The sequence below is a fragment of the Dyella jejuensis genome, assembly GCF_044904675.1.
Classification (GTDB): Bacteria; Pseudomonadota; Gammaproteobacteria; order Xanthomonadales; family Rhodanobacteraceae; genus Dyella_B; species Dyella_B jejuensis.
The window spans coordinates 66,391-84,466 of record NZ_JADIKJ010000007.1; the positions used below are offsets into that span (position 1 = coordinate 66,391).

Consider the following 18,076-nt stretch of genomic DNA (forward strand, 5'->3'; position numbering starts at 1 on the left):
ACAGTCGCCGCGGCGACTGCATGACCCTGCCTCGTCATTTCAGATACTCTCTCAGCTCACCGTCCATAGCTTCCTTGAGCCACACCGGCTCGAGGATTTTCACGTGCGGAATCCAGTAGCGGATCGACGGCAGAATCTGGTTGGCATGCCCGATGTGGCTGCTGACGATGAGACCGCCGTTTTCGAGAGATTTGACCGTGGTTTGCTGTGGCAGCAGCTTTCGGCGCTGGAAGTAGTACGCCGCCTGCGGGGCAACACTAAGCAGCACCTCGGTTTTTTCTTGAGTAAACCAGACATCATCGTCGTCGTCGATTTGCCGATGGATATCCTGGCGAGGCGCGAACGTCTCGTCGTTTACATTGAGGTTCACGATACGGCTCAAAGCGTAGGACTTAAGTTGCCCATTTTCGGACGCCGCCAAGTACCAGATGCCTTTGTTATTCACTAATCGATAAGGCGCAACCGTGCGACGCTTATCCGCGTAAGTAAAAGTGCAACACTTGTGCTGACGAACCGCATCTTCAAGCTGCTGAAACTGCAGATCATGCGGCTTCAGTAATTCGTAGTGGTGTCCTCTAACGAGGATGCTGCCTTGACTAAGCGTCTCCAATAGCGCCACCAGAAAACGAGGGGTGCTGTTCGGAAACAGCTGATCAACACCCGTAAGCTTGGCAAACGTCGCCAAGTCTTTCGGCTTCAGCCGTCCACGATAGGTTGGCGCCAGCTGGTAACGCCCATCGCCTAGCGGCTCGGCGATGCCAGCCAGGCGATTCATATCGCGGTAGATGGTGCGCTCGCTGACGCCGAATTCGACAGCCAACTCCTCCAAGCTGAAGGATTCTTCCTGGTTCAACTTGATAAGGATTTCGGCCAGCCGGTAGGCCAGCGTGTCGTGCCCGGATGATTTCATTGCGATTCCGCACTGTCTTCGATGGAATCAAGCTTGGGGCATGGTTCTGACAGGGTATGACACAGCACGCCCATCTTGATCCGGCATGCTCGCCCGCCTCGCGACTTAACAGCGGGCAAGCCCCCATGGACTTGAGAAGCAACAGCGCGAATCCGTGGGTTACGAGTTTCGCGGGCACGCCCCGATACCCTGTCTGCTGAAGCCAACAACATGCCTGACACTTCAACCCCCTGTCGAAGGATTTGTATTGCTTCACTCTCTCGCAAACGATCCTTGATGCGGATTCGTGCAATTGAATCGGCAAAGATCCGGTAATCCCCCTTTCTTGCTCGACAGACTGCGCTCCAGATGGAGCACAACCCAGGCAGAAACACGCGGTATCGCTCCGCATGTCGTCCTTTAACTTACCGAATGACTGACGGCAACAACGCTCGAATCAGCAAGTTACATGCCATGGACGCAAGTGAATAATTTTGCGAGTAAATCAGGGCTTCCGCCTTGCACGGACGCTGCCCTTCTTTCCACTTTGTTGCCGCTGTGCGTCAGTCGCCCGCATGCCTGCGAGCATTGCCGTAACGGACGATCTCATCGCTCGCAAACGTACCGGCGACGCCTGCGCCCTTCTTTAGTTATTACCGAATGAGCCGCAAGGTCCGGTATGCGCATAAGCAGACCCGCCACCAAACCCAGGCAGAACCATGCTGCCTATCGGAAGTTTAATGTGGTGCGCGCCTTATTAATTGCATCCAAATGAGCCAGCGTCTCGCTCATTGTTGGAAGCCCCATAGCCTGCTGTTAAGCATCGGAAACAGCATTAGGATCGGTGGGAGCGTACCTGATAGCAGACATGTGAGATTTGAGGATACGCGGGATCCTGATGCCCAATTCGGTCAGACTACTCCGTACCAGAAGTGCCCACGTCCCGGACGCGGCACGGACTAGTCGGTGAGACCGTACCGCTGTCCTAGAGCGGTTCTAACCTCAAAATCGAGATTGTCAGCTACCCCAGCGCGCGGTGACGTCGTACTCGAACAGCGCCTTGTTGCTATTCCTCTTGCGGATGACCGTCGACTCGATCTTGTCGTAGCCCAGCATCCGCATAGATGCCCCTAAGATTGTCGGTGTATCTACCATGTGCCCGAAGAACGTCGAGTTGCCAACGATGTAGTGAAGCTCCGCCCCCGGCGCCAGCACGTTGGGCAGCGACGACAAGTGCAGGTGCATGTCGTAAAAATACTTCAGTACGTAGGTTGCAAGGATGCCAGCGTTCTTCGTGTCAGTGGCTGCGATCCGGCTCACCGTGTCGGTGAGGATGTCAGGGAGCAGATGGCCTTTCGACTCCCAAGTAGCAAGTCTACTGGTCGCAATACCCCACGTACCACCGATGGCCTTCCAATCCATCTCACCAGCTTCGCGGGCCTCCTCAAGGAACTTCATCCAATACATGTAGGGACGAAGCTCTCGGATGTAGCTGATCCGGTTCGGGTACGGTGGCGAGGTCACCACGAGCCCGAAGCGCCGCCCCATGTCAGGTATAGCTCGGGCGTCCACTTCCACGACCTCGCCCACACCCGATAGCGGCGAGTTGCAAGACGAGAGCACCGATTCCAGGATGGCCGAGTAGAGATGAGTTACGTGCTCGACCTCGTAGTGGGCAGTCTCCGATGAGAAGGACATGGAGACGTGGTTGAACGCCGCCGAGGACGTCTCGATAACCAGACGGCAGAATGCAACCCAAGCTAGTCCATCAGCACGATCCTCAGCAGGTTCCCCGAACTGCTCCACGAGCGCAACACGGAATGCCGCGAGTACCTCCAGGGTTGTCGAAGACCACCATCGCTCAATGTTGAACAGCGGTGGGCGCCAGTTGTCCAGCTGAAGCAAGGCCTCAGTCCTGGCGATAGCAGCAGCGCATCCTTTCCGAACCTCTTGCATCTGGATGGCCTTGTAAGACCTGCACTTGACGTTACCCAGCCAGATCAGGAAGGGATTGATGTCGAATGAGACCGCCGCGTTCCCGTGCTCAGCCGCCGTGAGTGTGGTGGTGGCGGTGCCGGAGAACGGGTCCAGGATATCCACACTCGTATGTGAGCCCGCGATAATCTCCTTTACGAGTTTCACCGAGTAGGCAGGTGTGAGGCGAAGCCAACCGTGCCGCCCAAGCGACTTGTTGTACTTGAAGGTTAGGTCCGACCGTTGACCTACGAAGTCGCGTTCGGCATTAAGCATTCAGCAATGCCTCCAGCGTCTCGTGCATCTCTTTCTTGATCGCAGGAGAGTTACTGCGGAAGAAGTCAGCGAGGTCGAATCCGAGCACCTCACGGCAGAAGGTAAACAAGGATTCCGTCGAAGTACCAGCGGTCTGTCCTACGAGGATGCCACCACGGCTGTTCCTGTACCGCAAGACAAGATCCCCGTCGATCTGACCTGAGAAGATAGCGAACACGGGCATGTACCCCTGCGCCCATGCCACGGCTATGTTGTCGATGTCCCCATTTTGCCGCTTGCTATCCTTACTTTTGTAGCCTTGGCGCACCTCGAACACTGCACCATGCACAGGCATTTCCGCTCCGAGGATTTTGCAATAATCAGCCACCCACGATTCAACCCGTTGCTTTACTTCACCATTTCGGATGTCATCAAACAATAGACGTCCATCCAAAGACAGCGTTTTGTCCTTACCTGCCCCGGTTTTCGTTTTATAGGACCAGGCAGCGCTGCTCCTATCCTTGTAGCCGGTGGCATTGATGATGATCTCGCGAAAGAGATGCTCGCACCCAATGCCGATTTGCCGATAGACCGAGGTCATGCCGCCAGCAGCCTTGTGTGCAGCGTACATGAGTTCGGAATTCAGGCCGCACCAAGCATAGAAAGGATCAGCACCGTACAGGTCGGTGAACTGCCGGAGGGAGACCCCCTCCTCCTTGTTGCCCTGGCCGAATTTTGGCTTGTAGCGCTTACAGACCTTAAGCGGATCTAGAAACTTCTTGAGTAGCTCCTTTTCTGTTGCCACAGCCTTTCCTCTCATCATCGGTCTAGCCCGGTAATCTCGGAATGTTACTGTAGCCAGAAGCAAGAAGGGCGAATGCTCCAGTAGTACTACGGTCGCCCGACGACTGCGCCGAAGGTCCCGGCGCAGCTCGTTGGACGTTCGTCAACCGCATTGGCAAAATGCCGACGCTTCCTCGCCAAATATCGAGATAAGCCGCCAAATGCCTTCGCTCCGCGTGTCGTGAAAGTGCAAGTCCGACACGGGCAGCTTGTCACGCCATTTGCGCCAGTTAGCGTCGCGCTGGTCGTCATCCATCGCAAAGCACGGCACACCATCCATGCGCGGGAGCGCTTTCAATATCTCAATGGCAAAAGGCGATAGCGGCACGTCCCGCTTATTGCCGTTTTTCGTTTTCGGTAAATGCACGTAGCGCTTATCCAGGTATACGCGCGGCCACTCAAGCGCACATATCTCGCCCGATCATGGCTGTCTCGATGGCAATCAAAAACGCCAAGCCTAAGCGGTTCATGATGATCACCGCTGCGAGTGATTCGCCCACTGAGCGCGTGACGAACTAGCTTGATTTCGTCTTCGCTCACCCGGCGCATGCGCGGGTCGGCGAAGCGCGGCGCCTTGAATCCAACGAAAGGGTTATGCGTCATCCATGACCATTCCTTCCGGCTTCGGCGAAACATTCCGCGCGTATCAGGTTTATCTCGCGCAGCACGGACACCGCCTCGACCTCCTGTTGCCGCTGTCGCGGTATTCGGCCAAGTGATCCTTAGTCACGTCCACAGGCGCAGGGCGGCGATAGGGTCATCCTGCAAACGCTTGGCACGGGAAAGGAAAGGCAAGACCGGCTCTTGCCTTCGTTGGTGTATAGGCTATGCACTTCTTTCAGCGCGTCACTCACCAGCTTGCCTGGCACGTTGAAGCCCCATACCCGCCTCTGCCGCTAACGCCCACTGTGAGGCAGCGGCCTTCGTCCGGCACACCTTGCTCCGACGCTTGCCGTTCACCAGTACTTGAGCGCGCCAGCCTTTTCCTATGGGTAGATCGTTGCCATGCATGGGCAATTCGTGGGCACAAGGTGCGACTTTGGGCAATTCACTGCAACCAAAAGCAACTTAGGCGCCCCTTGCGGAAGCGCCTAAGTGCTTGTTTCTTCCTGAATTGCGACTTTTAGCAACCTGTCGCAATTTCTTAATGGTGCCCAAGGGGGGACTCGAACCCCCACGACTTGCGTCGCTACCACCTCAAGGTAGTGCGTCTACCAATTCCGCCACCTGGGCAGGTGTTTTTCTATTTTAGTGCTTGCTGGTCGATGCCGCGGCCGGAGCCGAAGGGGCCGGAACCTCGCCCTGCTGCGCCTTGGCCGGTGCCGGCTGGGCGGTTGGTACTTCGCCATTACTACCGTTGCCTGCTGCCGGCGCGGGTACCGCGGTTTGCGGCTGGGCCGGAGCGGCGGGCTGTGCATTTTGCTTCGCGGCAGGCGCGTTGCCAAGGCCAGCCATCACGCCGAGGTTGCTGGTGGCCTGTTGCTGGCGGATCGCGCCGCCATTCATTTTCAGGTACATGCCCATGCCGAGGCTGAGTGCGAAGAACAGCGCGGCAAGCACGGCCGTGGAGCGGGACAGGAAATTGGCCGAACCGCGAGCGCCGAATACCGTTGCCGAGGCGCCGGCGCCGAAGCCGGAACCTGCGTCTGCGCCGGCACCGCGCTGCATGAGGATCAGCACGATCATCGACGCCGCGATCAGGATGTAGAACACGCTGAAGATGACGAACATGGTGTCTCGCGTAGGGTTCGGTACCGCTCAGTGGGCGGCGTTGCAGATGGCCAGGAAATCGGCTGCGATGAGTGCGGCGCCCCCGATCAGACCTCCATCCACGTCCGGCTGCGCAAAAAGCTCTGCAGCATTGGCCGCCTTGACGCTGCCGCCATAAAGCAGCCGGGTCAGACGGGCAATCATAGCATCCCCTTGCGCGAGTTGGCTACGGATGAATGCATGCACCTCCTGCGCCTGCTGCGGGCTGGCCGTGCGGCCGGTGCCGATGGCCCAGACCGGTTCGTAGGCCACGACCGCGGTATCGAAGCTGGCGATGCCATTGAGCGCTACCACGGCTTGCAACTGGCGGGCGATCACGGCCTCGGTTTCGCCGGCTTCGCGCTGCTCCAGGGACTCGCCCACGCACAGGATCGGGGTGAGTCCGGCGGCGCACGCGGCGGCGAATTTGCGGGCAACCAGTTCGTTGCTTTCCGCGTGATATTGGCGGCGTTCGGAATGGCCAACCAAGGCCCATTGACCGCCCACGTCCGCAATCATGGCGGCGGCGACTTCGCCGGTGTATGCGCCCTGCCCTTCGTGTTCGCTGAGGTCCTGGGCGCCGAAGCCCATCCCTGAACTCGCGTATGTCGCACTCAGCGCGGCCAGGTACGGAAATGGAGGGAACACGAGCACGTCGACGTCGGCCGGCTTGGCTTTAGCGATCTCCTGCACCAGGGCTTCGGCCATCGAGCGGCTGCCGTGCATTTTCCAGTTACCGGCGACAAGCTTCTTACGCATGACTGCATCCGCTGCAAAAGGAAAGCTGGCAAGCTTAACCATCACCAAGGGGCACGGCAACGCGCCGGCCCTGTTCTCTCACTTCCCGGAAGCACACCATGACGCAAGCCCGCCCGCTCAGCTTGATCACCGGCGCGTCCGCCGGCATTGGCGCCGCTTTCGCCCATGCCCTGGCCGCGCGCGGACACAACGTAGTGCTGACCGCCCGACGTACCGATCGGCTTGAAACGCTGGCGGCAGAATTGCGCGCGACGCACGGCATCGACGCCACGGTGCTGACCAACGACCTGGCCGAGCCGCACGCAGTGGAACAGTTATGCCGCGCGCTGGATGAACGCGGCTTGCAGGTGGACTGGCTGATCAACAACGCCGGCTATGGGGTGCCCGGCCGCTTCGACGAGAACGACTGGCCGGTACATGCCGATTTCCTGCGCGTGCTGATAACGGCGCCGACCGAATTGGCATGGCGGCTGATCGGCGGCATGCGCCAGCGCGGTTACGGGCGCATCATCAACGTGGCATCGCTGGCGGGACATGTGCCAGGCACCGCTCAACACACGCTGTATGCCGCCAGCAAGGCGTACATGATCAAATTTTCGCAATCGCTGGCGCTGGAAAACCAGGCGCTGGGAGTCCAGGTCTGCGCGTTGTGTCCCGGCTTTACGCGCTCGGAATTCCACGATGTCACCGGCACTCGCGCCATGATGAACAAGCTGCCGGATTTGATGTGGCAAAGTGCGCAGGCGGTCGTGCAGGAAGGCATCGACGCCGTCGAACGCGGCGAAGCCGTGCATGTCACCGGGCGCGTGAATCGCACCATCAAAGCCCTGTTCAAGCTGATGCCGGACCGCCTGGCATTGAAGATGTCGGCGCGGCAGTCGAAGCGTTATCGCGCGCAGGATTCTTCGACCTGACGCGGCGACGACGGTTGCGCTAACGCAACCGTCGTGCCCGCTGCGGATCAGCTGCTGATCCAGCGTGCGAGCAAGAAGGCGGCGGCGGAAGCAAGGCCACCGATGAACACGGTTTGCACGGCGCCGCGCACTATGCCGATACCGGTGAAGCGGCTCTTGGCCGCACCGAACAGCGCCAGCGCGATCAGCGTGCAGACGACGGAGACACGCAACGCCGGCTGCCATCCTTCGATCAGCATGTACGGCATCAGCGGCACCAGGCCGCCGACGATATAGGCACCACCGATGGTCAGTGCGCTGCGCAAGGCGCGGCCCGGTTGCGGTTTTTCCAGGCCAAGTTCGAAGCGCATCATGAAATCCACCCACGCCTCGTGATCCTGGTGGAAATGCGCCAGCACGGGTTTGCACGCTTCGCGGTCGAGGCCATATTGCGCGAAGATCTGCACGATCTCGCGCTCCTCTTCGCGTGCCAACTCGCGCACTTCGCGTACTTCGCGCTGGCGCTCGGCGTCATAGTGCTCGGCGTCGCCGCGCGCGGCGAGATAACCGCCCAATCCCATCGCGATAGCGCCCGCGGCGATTTCGGCTACGCCCGCCACCACTACGACCCGGCTGGCCACGGCCGCGCCGGAAAGGCCTGCCGCAAGCGCGAACGGCACGGTAAGACCGTCGGCCATGCCAATGACCAGGTCACGAACGACCTCGGAGGCGGTGAAATGCTTCTCGGTATGGTGGTGCTGCTTGGCGGCCATGGCTGGGTTCCTTGGGATGCGCGCCAATGTAGCCGCTTGCATCGATGAAGGTGCACAATGAGAAACACACGCATTGCGTTTTGCATCCGGCTGCGAACGGAATGCGCACCAACTCGCACGTTTTATCCGTTATCCCGGCAGGCGGAATAACGGACAGGAACTAGCAAGGCGTTCCTTCTCGCCGCAAGCGGCAAGCACTTCAGATCAGCTTGATCTCGCGCAAGCGCTGCATGAGGTAATCATGCGAACTGATCGGAGCGTCATAGCGGCGCGGGTTGTCGGCACTGATGCATTGGGGCAGTGGATCGAGCATCACATCCGGGTTGGGATGCAGAAAATACGGCACCGAGTAGCGCGGCTTGCGTGCGTTGTCGTTCTGCGGATTCACCACGCGATGGGTGGTGGATGGATACACATGGTTGGACAGGCGCTGCAACATGTCGCCGATGTTCACCACGATGGCATCGCCCTCGGTGGTAATGGGCAGCCACGCGCCTTCGCGGGTGAGCACTTCCAGCCCTTCCGCGCTGGCGCCGACCAGCAGCGTGATGAAGTTGATATCTTCATGCGCGCCGGCGCGCACGTTAGGAATGCTTGCCTCGGTGATCGGCGGGTAATGGATCGGGCGCAGGATCGAATTGCCCTGGTCGATCTTGTCCTCGAAATAATCTTCCGGCAGGTCGATGTGCAGGGCCAGCGCGCGCAACACGCGGCTGCCGAGCAGATCCAGCGCCTGGAACAGCTCATAGCCGAATTCGTGGAAACCCGGCACCTCTGCCGGCCAGAGGTTGGGCGGCATCACATCGGCGAAAGGCGAAGCGCGATCGATTTCGCGGCCGATATGCCAGAACTCCTTCAAATCGGGATACCGGCTGTCCTTGGCCGTTTCGACCTTGAACGGCGTATAGCCGCGCGCGCCGCCGGAACCGGGCACGTGGTACTTGAGCTTGGTTTCGGCCGGCAACGCGAAGAAACGCTCGAAGGCATCGTAGGCGCCGTCGATCAGTGCCTTGGCGATGCCGTGTCCACTGATGCAGCAGAAACCGAATTCGCGGTAAGCCGCGCCAAGTTCAGCCACAAAGGCTGCACGGTCGGTCTCGTAACGGCGGATGTCGAGGGTAGGAACCTTTTTGAACGGTGTATCCATGTCATTTCCACAGGTTGGCGTGCGGTCTATTTGTGTTCCGCCACCGCAGGGGCGGTGCACGTCGGGCCTGGAAGTCTGTCTATGCAAATGTCAGACAGGCTCCATTCCATGGCGACCTGGGGATCTGGGCGTAGCGCCGGCGATGCGGCGCTATTGGTTCACGAGCGTTCGGTGACGGATTTTACGACGTTCGCCAGGTGTTCGGCCATCTGCCTGACTTCGGCCTCGTCTGCCGCCTCCACGGTGACACGCACCAGCGGCTCGGTGCCGGAGGCGCGCAGCACTACCCGGCCGCGGCCGCGCAAGGCCTGCTCGGTTTCTTCCAGCGCCTTGCGCACGGCATCGCTGCCGAGCGCCTCACGTGCGCCAAGGGCACGCACGTTGATCATCACCTGCGGCATTTTCTGCAGGCCCTGGCGGGCGGCTGCCAGGTCTTGGCCGGCCAGCTTCAGCGCCTCGAGCACGGCCAGCGCGGCGACGATGCCATCGCCGGTGGTGGCGCGGTCCAGGCACAGCAGGTGGCCGGAGGTCTCTCCGCCCAGGATGCCGTCGTGTTCCTTCAGTTTCTGCAGCACGAAGCGGTCGCCGACGTTGGCGCGGATCAGCTCCACGCCCAGGCCGGCCAGCGCCTGTTGCAGCCCGAAATTGCTCATCAGGGTGCCGACTACCGGACCTTTGAGCAGTCCGCGTGCCTGCCAGCTGCAGGCCAGCACATAGAGCATGTCATCGCCATCGCCAAGCATGCCGTGGCGATCGACCACCTGCACGCGATCGCCGTCACCGTCGAAGGCGAAGCCGATATCGGCCTGCTGTTCCACCACCGCGCGCTGCAAGCCTTGCGGATACATGGAGCCGACGTTGTTATTGATGTTGAAGCCGTCCGGCTCATCGCCGATGACGTAAAGCTCGGCGCCCAGCTCCGCGAAGACCTTGGGCGCGACCTGGTAAGTGGCGCCGTGCGCGCAATCCAGTGCGATCTTCATGCCGGCCAGGCTGAAATCCTCCGGCACGGTGGCCTTGCAGAACTCGGCGTAGCGCGTGACCGCATCGGTGACGCGCACGACCTTGCCGAGATTTTCCGAATCCACGGTGGTGAATTCGGCGTCGGCTTCCTGTTCGATCGCCGCTTCGATCTCATCGGAAAGCTTCTCGCCATGGGTGGAGAAGAATTTGATGCCGTTGTCGTGGTGCGGATTGTGCGAAGCACTGATCACGATCCCCGCATCGGCACGCAGGCTGCGCGTCAGGTACGCAACGGCAGGTGTCGGCATGGGGCCAAACAGGCGCACGTCGGCACCTGCCGCGGCCAGGCCGGCTTCCAGTGCGGATTCGAACATGTAGCCGGAGACGCGGGTGTCCTTGCCGATCAACACCAGCGGGCGCCGGTGCGATTTTCTTTTCTGCCGGCCAAGCACGACGCCCAGCGCACGGCCCAGCCGCAACATGAAATCGGCACTGATCGGCCATTGTCCCACCCGGCCGCGGATGCCGTCGGTACCAAAGTATTTGCGTTCGCTCATTGCCACATCCTGCCTGCATTCCTACATCGCCACCGCGCGGTGGTTGATCAGCACCGCACAGCGAGCACATCACATTGTCGCGCCGGGTGGCGCCCACGCCGCCACCCGGCGCTCAATCATCGTCCGGCCAGCGCGGGGCCTTGGGTTCGTCCCGTCGCTCGGGTTTGTCGCCCGCCTGCACGGCATGCCATACCTTCAATGCATCGGCCGTGATGGCCACGTCATGGACCCGCACCATGCGCGCACCACGCTGCACGGCGATCAGTGCGGCCGCTGCCGATCCTGCCGCGCGCCCAGCCGGATCGCTGCGGCCGGTAAGCGTACCGATCATCGACTTGCGCGACAGGCCCACATAGATCCCGCTGCCCAGGTTGGCGAAACGTTCCAGCCGGCGCAGCAGGGTGAGATTGTGTTCGAGGTCCTTACCGAAGCCGAAGCCGGGATCGACCATCACCCGGCGCCGATCGATACCTGCCAGCTCGCAGGCAAACAGTCGATCGGTGAGGAAACGGTGTACGTCGCCGACCACATCGTCGTAGTGCGGGGCTTGCTGCATGGTGCGCGGCTCGCCTTGCATGTGCATCAGGCACACCGGCACGCGCAGCTCGGCGGCCGCGTCCAGGGCGCCCTCGCGACGCAGGGCGTAGATATCGTTGATCATGCCGGCGCCCGCGGCGACCGCAGCGCGCATCACTTCCGGTTTGGAGGTGTCCACCGCAATCGGCAGCGAGGTGCGCGCGACCAGTTGCTCGATCACCGGGATGACCCGCTGCAATTCTTCGTCAACGGAAATATCGGCCGCGCCTGGACGGGTGGATTCGCCACCGACGTCGAGCATGTCCGCCCCCTCTTCCACCAGACGCAGGCCGTGTTCCACGGCGGCGGCCGCATCGGCGAAGTGTCCGCCATCGGAAAACGAATCGGGGGTGACGTTAAGGATGCCCACCACGCGCGGTCGATCCAGCGTCAACGAGCGGCCGTTGCAATCAAGTACCGTGGCGAACGGATCCGTGGACATGGCTTACTCCGCGCCGCCCAGCGGCCCCATGAACTGGCGGTAGTAGCGCAATTCATCGATCGAATCGCGGATGTCCGAAAGCGCGGTATGCGCCGATTCCTTGCTGAAGCCGCGGGCAACCTGCGGCGCCCAGCGCCTGGCCAGCTCCTTCAACGTGGACACATCGAGATTGCGGTAATGGAAGAAGCGCTCCAGCAGCGGCATCTGCCGGTGCAGGAAGCGACGGTCCTGGCAGATGGAATTGCCGCACATCGGCGATTTGCCGGGGACGACCCACGCGCGGAGGTAGGCCAGCGTAGCCTGCTCTGCATCGGCATGCGCCACATTGGACTGGATTACCTGGTCCCACAGCCCGGAGCGGCGGTGCTGGTTGCGGTTCCAGGTGTCCATCGCTTCCAGCCGCTGTATGTCATGCCGTAGCGCGAACACCGGCCCTTCGGCCAGGATGACCAGGTCCTTGTTGGTAACGATGGTCGCGATTTCCAGGATTGAATCGTTATCCGTATCCAGACCCGTCATTTCCAGGTCGATCCAGATCAGATTGTCTTCATTGGCTTGGCTCATGCGCCCTCCTGCCGCGCAGTCTAGCTTTGGTTGGGGTGAATAGTGAATCAGCGGCAAGGGATGGCGAAGCGCCAGCCGACGGTGGCGAGCGCATCGCCAGCACGCAATGGCTGTTGCACGTGGCGCACCGGAAGCCGGCCGCGCCGCGCTTCGCTCGTTACTATTGCCCCTTCATGATTTGCGATTCCCTACACTGGTCCCATGCATACCCTTCTCTGGCACGACTATGAAACGCTGGGCATCGATACGCGGCGGGACCGTCCGGTCCAGTTCGCCGGCATCCGTACCACCTTGGAGCTGGAAATCATCGATGAGCCGGTGATGTTCTACGCCAAACCGCCGACCGACATGCCGCCCAGTCCGGAATCCTGCCTGATTACCGGCATCCTTCCGCAGCAGGCCGAGCGCGAAGGGCTTATCGAAGCGGAATTCGCCGCGCGCGTGCACGAACAATTGGCCGCGCCGGGCACCTGCGGGGTGGGCTACAACTCGCTGCGTTTCGACGACGAATTCACGCGCCAGCTGTTGTACCGCAATTTCTTCGAGCCCTATGCGCGCGAATGGGAGAACGGCAATTCGCGCTGGGACCTGATCGATCTGGTGCGCATGTGCCACGCGCTGCGCCCCGAAGGCATCGTGTGGCCCACGCGCGAGGATGGCACGCCCAGTTTCAAGCTCGAACACCTGGCCAGCGCCAATCACCTGCAGCAGGAGCGCGCGCACGATGCGCTCTCCGATGTGCATGCACTGATCGATCTGGCCCGCCTGATCCGCGTGCGCCAACCGCGATTGTGGGATTGGCACTATGCGCTGCGCCGCAAGCAGCGCGCGTTCGAACTCCTGGACGTTGTGCAGATGACGCCGCTGGTGCACGTATCCTCGCGCTACCCGGCCAGCCGCTGCTGCCTGGCAGTGATCGTGCCGTTGGCAATACATCCCAGCCGTCCCGGCGAAATCATCGTCTACGACCTGGCCCGGCATCCGGCGGACCTTCTTGCCCTGGAGGCCGAGGAAATCGCCGACCGCATGTTTACCGCGCGCGCGGATCTGCCCGAAGGCGTGGAGCGCGTTCCATTGCGCACCGTGCATGCCAATCGCTCGCCCGCGCTGGCGCCGTTGTCGGTACTGAAGGGCGTCGATATGCAACGGCTGCAACTGGACCTCGACAGTTGCCTTGCACACGCCGACCTGTTGCGCGCCGCCACCGGGTTGGGCGACAAGTTGCGCCGTATTTTCCAGCAAGCGGCCGAGCTGCCGCCGCCGGAAGATCCCGAGCTTGCGCTGTATAGCGGGTTCCTGCCGGATGCCGACAAACGCCTGCTGCGCGAAGTGCGTGCCACGCCGCCCGAACAATTGAGCCAACGCAGCTTCGCATTTCGCGATTCGCGCTACGCCGAACTGCTGTTCCGCTATCGCGCCCGCAACTGGCCGGAAACGCTGGCGCCGGACGAACGCGAACGCTGGGAAGCCTTCCGCACCGGGCGTCTTACGCGGTCCACGCCGCTCACCACGCTGACGCTTGCCGATTACTTCGCCAAGCTGACGCTATTGCGCAACGAACCGTCGGCAAGCGATAAATTCGCCCTGCTCGATCAACTGCAAGCCTGGGGCGACCGACTCGCCGCCGAGGCTGGCCTCCTGGCCTGACTGGACAATCCGACGCTATGCCCCGCTCCTATTTCTCACCCGCCACCTTCCGTTTCCTGAAAGCCCTGGCCCGCAACAACCATCGCGAATGGTTCCTGGCGCACAAAGCCGACTACGAACGAGACGTGCGCGATCCCTTCCTGCAGTTGATCACCGACTTGCAGGCGCCGTTGGCAAAGATCAGCAAGCACTACCGTGCCGATCCACGCAAGAACGGCGGCTCGCTGTTCCGCATCTATCGCGACACGCGCTTTTCCGGCGACAAGGAACCGTACAAGCCCTGGGCCAGTGCGCGTTTTTTCCACGAGCGCCGCCATGAAATTCCCGCGCCATCGTTTTACGTGCATATCCAGCCCGGCGATTGCTTCGTCGGCGGCGGCATGTGGCATCCCGAGCCGGATGCGTTGAAGCGCATCCGTGCGTTCCTGGCGGACAATCCGGCCGCCTGGAAACGCGCCACGCAATCCAAAACGTTCCGCGCGCATTTCGCGTTCTGGGGCGAATCGCTGACGCGGCCGCCACGGGGCTTCGATCCAGGTCACGAACTGATCGAGGACCTCAAGCGCAAGGATTTCGCGGCGGGCGAAGGCTTCGAGGAAGCGCTGGCCTGCTCCGCGGAGTTGCTGCCGTACATGGTGGAAAGCTACAAGCGGATTACACCGATGATTGATTATTTGTGTGCGGCGCAGGAGCTGGATTTCTAATGGCTCGTTGTTTGGCCTCTCATGCCGGGGAGAGGATCGAGACGGTTACATCGCTAGCGTTGCCGTGTCATCGCATGATGCTTTGAACAAACTTGGCGGCAAGGTTGGCCCCTCACCCCAGCCCTCTCCCGCAGGGGAGAGGGCGCAGAGCGTTACGCTTCCGGACGCATGTAGGGGAACAACAATACGTCGCGGATCGATGAGGAATTGGTCAGCAGCATGACCAGCCGGTCGATGCCGATGCCCAGGCCGCCGGTAGGCGGCAGGCCCACTTCCAGCGCGCGGATGTAATCGGCGTCGAAATGCATGGCTTCGTCGTCGCCCGAGTCCTTCGCGTCCACCTGGGCCTGGAAGCGTGCGGCCTGGTCTTCCGGGTCGTTCAACTCGGAGAAACCGTTGGCGATTTCCTTGCCGTTGATGAACAATTCGAAGCGATCGGTGATGCCCTTGTCGGTGTCGTTTTCGCGCGCCAGCGGCGACACTTCCACCGGATGGTCGATGATGAAAGTGGGCTGCATCAGCGTGTGCTCGACGGTCTTTTCGAAGATTTCCAGCAGCAGCTTGCCCCAGCCGTAGCCCGCCTTGACGTGCAGGCCAAGCCGTTTGGCGTGTGCGGCCAATGCCTCGCGGTTACGCAATTCTTCGCGCTTGATCTCGGGATTGAGTTCCAGCACGGCATCTTCCATGCGCCAGCGGCGGAACGCCGGGCCCACGTCGATGGCGGCGCCTTCCCACGACAGCTCGGTGGTGCCCAGGACGTTGCTGGCGGTATCGCGAATGACCGTCTCGGTGAGATCCATGATCTCGTGATACGTGGCGTAGGCCTGGTACAACTCCAGCATGGTGAATTCGGGATTGTGCCGGGTCGACACACCTTCGTTGCGGAAGTTGCGGTTGATCTCGTAGACGCGCTCGAAGCCGCCGACGACCAGGCGCTTGAGGTACAACTCCGGTGCCACGCGCAAGTACAGGTCGATATCCAGTGCGTTGTGGTGCGTGATGAAGGGTCGCGCCGTGGCGCCGCCGGGAATGATGTGCATCATCGGCGTTTCCACTTCCATGAAGCGGCGCGGCTCGGCTTCCAGCCATTGGCGCATGTAGCCGATGATCCTCGAGCGCAGCATGAAGGCGCGGCGTGCTTCTTCAGTGACGATCAGGTCGACATAGCGCTGGCGATAGCGCTGTTCCACGTCGGCCAAGCCGTGCCATTTGTCCGGCAGTGGGCGCAGGCTCTTGGTCAGCAGGCGCAAATGATCGGCCTTTACCGACAGCTCGCCGGTCTTGGTGCGCATCAATACGCCCTCGGCACCCACGATGTCGCCCACATCCCAGCTTTTGAACGCTTCGTAGGTATCTTCGCCGACCGTACCCTGGTGCACGAACAGCTGGATGCGACCGGTGAAATCCTGCATCTGCACGAAGCTGACTTTGCCCTGCACGCGCTTGAGCACGATGCGGCCGGCCACTTTCACGCGGCGGGCGGCGGCTTCGATGGCTTGCGCCGTATGCGTTTCCTTGTCCGCGAATGCGTCCTGCAAATCGCCGGCAAAGTGGTCGACCTTGAAATCGTTCGGGAACGCGATGCCCTGCGTGCGCAGCGTTTTCAGCTTTTCGCGACGCTCGGCAATCAGCTTGTTCTCGTCGATGATCGGGTTGTCGGTGGGTTCATTCATGGAGATTCCAATGGCTGACGACATGCGTGTCGACGGCCGAACGCTTCTTTATGTATCGCTTGATTGCCAAATGGGATCACTGCCTGGGGCAGCGCTCGTCAATCGCCCTTGTGAAATACCTGCTTGACCGCGTGCGTGGTTGCGTTCCAACCTGCATGCGCGCCGCGCGCAATACCGTGGCCTGCCTGTTTCGCACCCTGCCCTATCGACCTGCCGACCTGTGCGGTCGCGTGCCCCACGTCGCGGGCGCCATGGCCGATATCGTGCCCGACCGCTTTCGTATCCTGCCCGATAGCCTGGCCGAGACCGGCAGCCTGGGCATTTGCCACGAACATGCAACACGCGACCAGTGCGCACCCGCACAGCATTCCGCCCGTCTTCTTGCCGTTCATGCCGCGGCTCCCCGGTCGAAGGTCAGGCCATATCCACCGGTCATGCATCGACACGCCTGGCGCCGGCATCCAGGCCGGATTTCAGGCTTGCTTCCACGAATTCATCCAGGTCGCCGTCCAGCACTTTTTGCGTATCCGTGCGCTCGATGCCGGTACGCAGGTCCTTGATGCGGCTCTGGTCGAGCACGTAGTTGCGGATCTGGCTACCCCAGCCGATATCGGACTTGGACGCTTCCAGCGCATCTTTCTCGGCATTGCGCTTCTGCATCTCCAGTTCGTACAGCTTCGCGGCGAGCATCTTCATCGCGCGATCGCGGTTGGCATGCTGGCTGCGTTCGGTCTGGCAGGCGACGACCACGCCGGTGGGCACATGCGTGATACGCACGGCCGATTCGGTCTTGTTGACGTGCTGGCCGCCGGCGCCGGACGAACGGTAGACGTCGGTCTTGAGGTCGGCCGGGTTGATGTCGATGTCGATATCGTCGTCGACTTCCGGCGCCACGAACACCGACGTGAAACTGGTATGGCGGCGGTTGTCCGAATCGAACGGGCTCTTGCGCACCAGGCGGTGTACCCCGATCTCGGTCTTCAGCCAACCGTAGGCGTAATCGCCTTCCACGCGAAAGGTGGCGGATTTGATGCCGGCCACTTCGCCCGCGCTCACTTCCATCAGCTCGGTTTTCCAGCCGCGCCATTCGCACCAGCGCAAGTACATGCGCAGCAGCATTTCCGCCCAATCCTGCGCCTCGGTACCGCCGGCGCCGGCCTGGATGTCGACGAAGGCGTTGGCCGCATCCATCTTGCCGGAGAACATGCGCTGGAATTCCAGCTTGCCGATTTCCGCTTCGAGCCGGGCGACATCGTCGACTACGGATTGCACCGTGGCTTCATCGCCGTCGGCGGCGGCCATTTCCAGCAGCTCGCCGGCATCGGCCAGGCCCGAGGTAATGCGGTCGATACCGCTGACAATGGTGTCGAGACGGGCGCGCTCGCGGCCCAGTTCCTGCGCGCGCGGCGGATCATCCCACACGGTGGGACTTTCCAGTTCGCGGCTTACTTCCTCCAGGCGCTCGCGCTTGGTGGCGTAGTCAAAGATACCCCCTAAGCGACTCGATGCGGGCCTTGAGGTCCGCGATCTGCGCAAGGATCGGATTGGTTTCGATCATGTGGAATGAACCTGGGATGGCGACGCCCATGCGGACGCGAATCAAACGGTTATCCTAGCAAACCGCCCGCGCTGACGCCTAGACGACCAACGCGGCCTCGCTGCGAAATG

At 61.3% G+C, this 18,076-nt stretch carries 17 protein-coding genes and 1 tRNA gene; 3 read left to right on the forward strand and 15 right to left on the reverse strand.

What is annotated here, in order from left to right; genetic code table 11:
* Positions 1 to 34: 34 nt before the first annotated feature.
* From ISP15_RS07630 to tpiA, 7 genes are all read right to left on the reverse strand, one after another.
* On the reverse strand, positions 35 to 910 hold the full coding sequence (locus ISP15_RS07630) for a helix-turn-helix transcriptional regulator (protein ID WP_404546624.1): 876 nt from the start codon (positions 908 to 910) through the stop codon (positions 35 to 37).
* A gap of 996 nt (positions 911 to 1,906) precedes the next feature.
* On the reverse strand, positions 1,907 to 3,139 hold the full coding sequence (locus ISP15_RS07635; RefSeq protein WP_404546625.1) for a TRM11 family methyltransferase: 1,233 nt from the start codon (positions 3,137 to 3,139) through the stop codon (positions 1,907 to 1,909).
* Positions 3,132 to 3,923, reverse strand: a complete 792-nt coding sequence (locus tag ISP15_RS07640) for a hypothetical protein (protein ID WP_404546626.1) — start codon at positions 3,921 to 3,923, stop codon at positions 3,132 to 3,134. Before ISP15_RS07640 ends, ISP15_RS07635 begins: the two co-directional genes overlap by 8 nt.
* Positions 3,924 to 4,064: 141 nt before the next feature.
* Positions 4,065 to 4,328 (reverse strand): site-specific integrase, encoded by a 264-nt coding sequence (locus ISP15_RS07645; RefSeq protein ID WP_404546627.1) that lies wholly within the window; start codon positions 4,326 to 4,328, stop codon positions 4,065 to 4,067.
* A 781-nt stretch (positions 4,329 to 5,109) separates the two neighbouring features.
* A tRNA-Leu gene (locus ISP15_RS07650) sits at positions 5,110 to 5,194 on the reverse strand.
* A 15-nt stretch (positions 5,195 to 5,209) separates the two neighbouring features.
* Positions 5,210 to 5,692: a preprotein translocase subunit SecG gene (gene secG, locus ISP15_RS07655; RefSeq protein ID WP_404546628.1), complete on the reverse strand. Its 483-nt coding sequence runs from the start codon at positions 5,690 to 5,692 to the stop codon at positions 5,210 to 5,212.
* Between the two features lie 27 nt (positions 5,693 to 5,719).
* Positions 5,720 to 6,469, reverse strand: a complete 750-nt coding sequence (gene tpiA / locus ISP15_RS07660; RefSeq protein ID WP_404546717.1) for a triose-phosphate isomerase — start codon at positions 6,467 to 6,469, stop codon at positions 5,720 to 5,722.
* Between the two features lie 98 nt (positions 6,470 to 6,567).
* Between tpiA and ISP15_RS07665 the strand changes: the two genes are divergently transcribed.
* Positions 6,568 to 7,383: an SDR family NAD(P)-dependent oxidoreductase gene (locus ISP15_RS07665; protein ID WP_404546629.1), complete on the forward strand. Its 816-nt coding sequence runs from the start codon at positions 6,568 to 6,570 to the stop codon at positions 7,381 to 7,383.
* Positions 7,384 to 7,430: 47 nt separating this feature from the next.
* Here the strand turns inward: ISP15_RS07665 and ISP15_RS07670 are convergent, their stop codons facing one another.
* From ISP15_RS07670 to orn, 5 genes are all read right to left on the reverse strand, one after another.
* On the reverse strand, positions 7,431 to 8,135 hold the full coding sequence (locus ISP15_RS07670) for a VIT1/CCC1 transporter family protein (protein ID WP_404546630.1): 705 nt from the start codon (positions 8,133 to 8,135) through the stop codon (positions 7,431 to 7,433).
* A gap of 199 nt (positions 8,136 to 8,334) precedes the next feature.
* Positions 8,335 to 9,282, reverse strand: coding sequence for an isopenicillin N synthase family dioxygenase (locus ISP15_RS07675; protein ID WP_404546631.1), 948 nt, complete (start codon positions 9,280 to 9,282; stop codon positions 8,335 to 8,337).
* Between the two features lie 158 nt (positions 9,283 to 9,440).
* Positions 9,441 to 10,802 (reverse strand): phosphoglucosamine mutase, encoded by a 1,362-nt coding sequence (gene glmM, locus ISP15_RS07680; protein ID WP_404546632.1) that lies wholly within the window; start codon positions 10,800 to 10,802, stop codon positions 9,441 to 9,443.
* A 112-nt stretch (positions 10,803 to 10,914) separates the two neighbouring features.
* Entirely contained in the window at positions 10,915 to 11,820 is a 906-nt protein-coding gene (gene folP, locus ISP15_RS07685; protein WP_404546633.1) for a dihydropteroate synthase, read from the reverse strand.
* A 3-nt stretch (positions 11,821 to 11,823) separates the two neighbouring features.
* Positions 11,824 to 12,384: an oligoribonuclease gene (gene orn, locus ISP15_RS07690; protein WP_404546634.1), complete on the reverse strand. Its 561-nt coding sequence runs from the start codon at positions 12,382 to 12,384 to the stop codon at positions 11,824 to 11,826.
* Between the two features lie 201 nt (positions 12,385 to 12,585).
* Here orn and sbcB point away from each other — a divergent pair, with 201 nt between their 5' ends.
* Positions 12,586 to 14,031, forward strand: coding sequence for an exodeoxyribonuclease I (gene sbcB / locus ISP15_RS07695; protein WP_404546635.1), 1,446 nt, complete (start codon positions 12,586 to 12,588; stop codon positions 14,029 to 14,031).
* Positions 14,032 to 14,048: 17 nt separating this feature from the next.
* A complete protein-coding gene (locus tag ISP15_RS07700) occupies positions 14,049 to 14,735 on the forward strand; it encodes a DUF2461 domain-containing protein (RefSeq protein WP_404546636.1) in 687 nt (228 codons plus the stop codon).
* Positions 14,736 to 14,887: 152 nt separating this feature from the next.
* On the opposite strand, the gene lysS is transcribed toward ISP15_RS07700, so the two are convergent.
* The 3 genes from lysS to prfB all read right to left on the reverse strand — a co-directional run bounded on the left by lysS (position 14,888) and on the right by prfB (position 17,966).
* Complete coding sequence (gene lysS, locus ISP15_RS07705; protein ID WP_404546637.1) at positions 14,888 to 16,408, reverse strand: lysine--tRNA ligase; 1,521 nt, start codon at positions 16,406 to 16,408, stop codon at positions 14,888 to 14,890.
* Between the two features lie 98 nt (positions 16,409 to 16,506).
* Positions 16,507 to 16,800 carry a hypothetical protein gene (locus ISP15_RS07710; protein ID WP_404546639.1) on the reverse strand — a complete coding sequence of 98 codons (294 nt, stop codon included), beginning with the start codon at positions 16,798 to 16,800 and terminating at the stop codon, positions 16,507 to 16,509.
* 40 nt (positions 16,801 to 16,840) lie between these two features.
* Positions 16,841 to 17,966 (reverse strand): peptide chain release factor 2 gene (gene prfB / locus ISP15_RS07715; RefSeq protein ID WP_404546640.1). Its coding sequence is split into 2 segments (ribosomal slippage): positions 16,841 to 17,890 and positions 17,892 to 17,966, totalling 1,125 coding nucleotides; the frame shifts between segments, so codons are not numbered across the junction.
* Between the last annotated feature and the right edge of the window lie 110 nt (positions 17,967 to 18,076).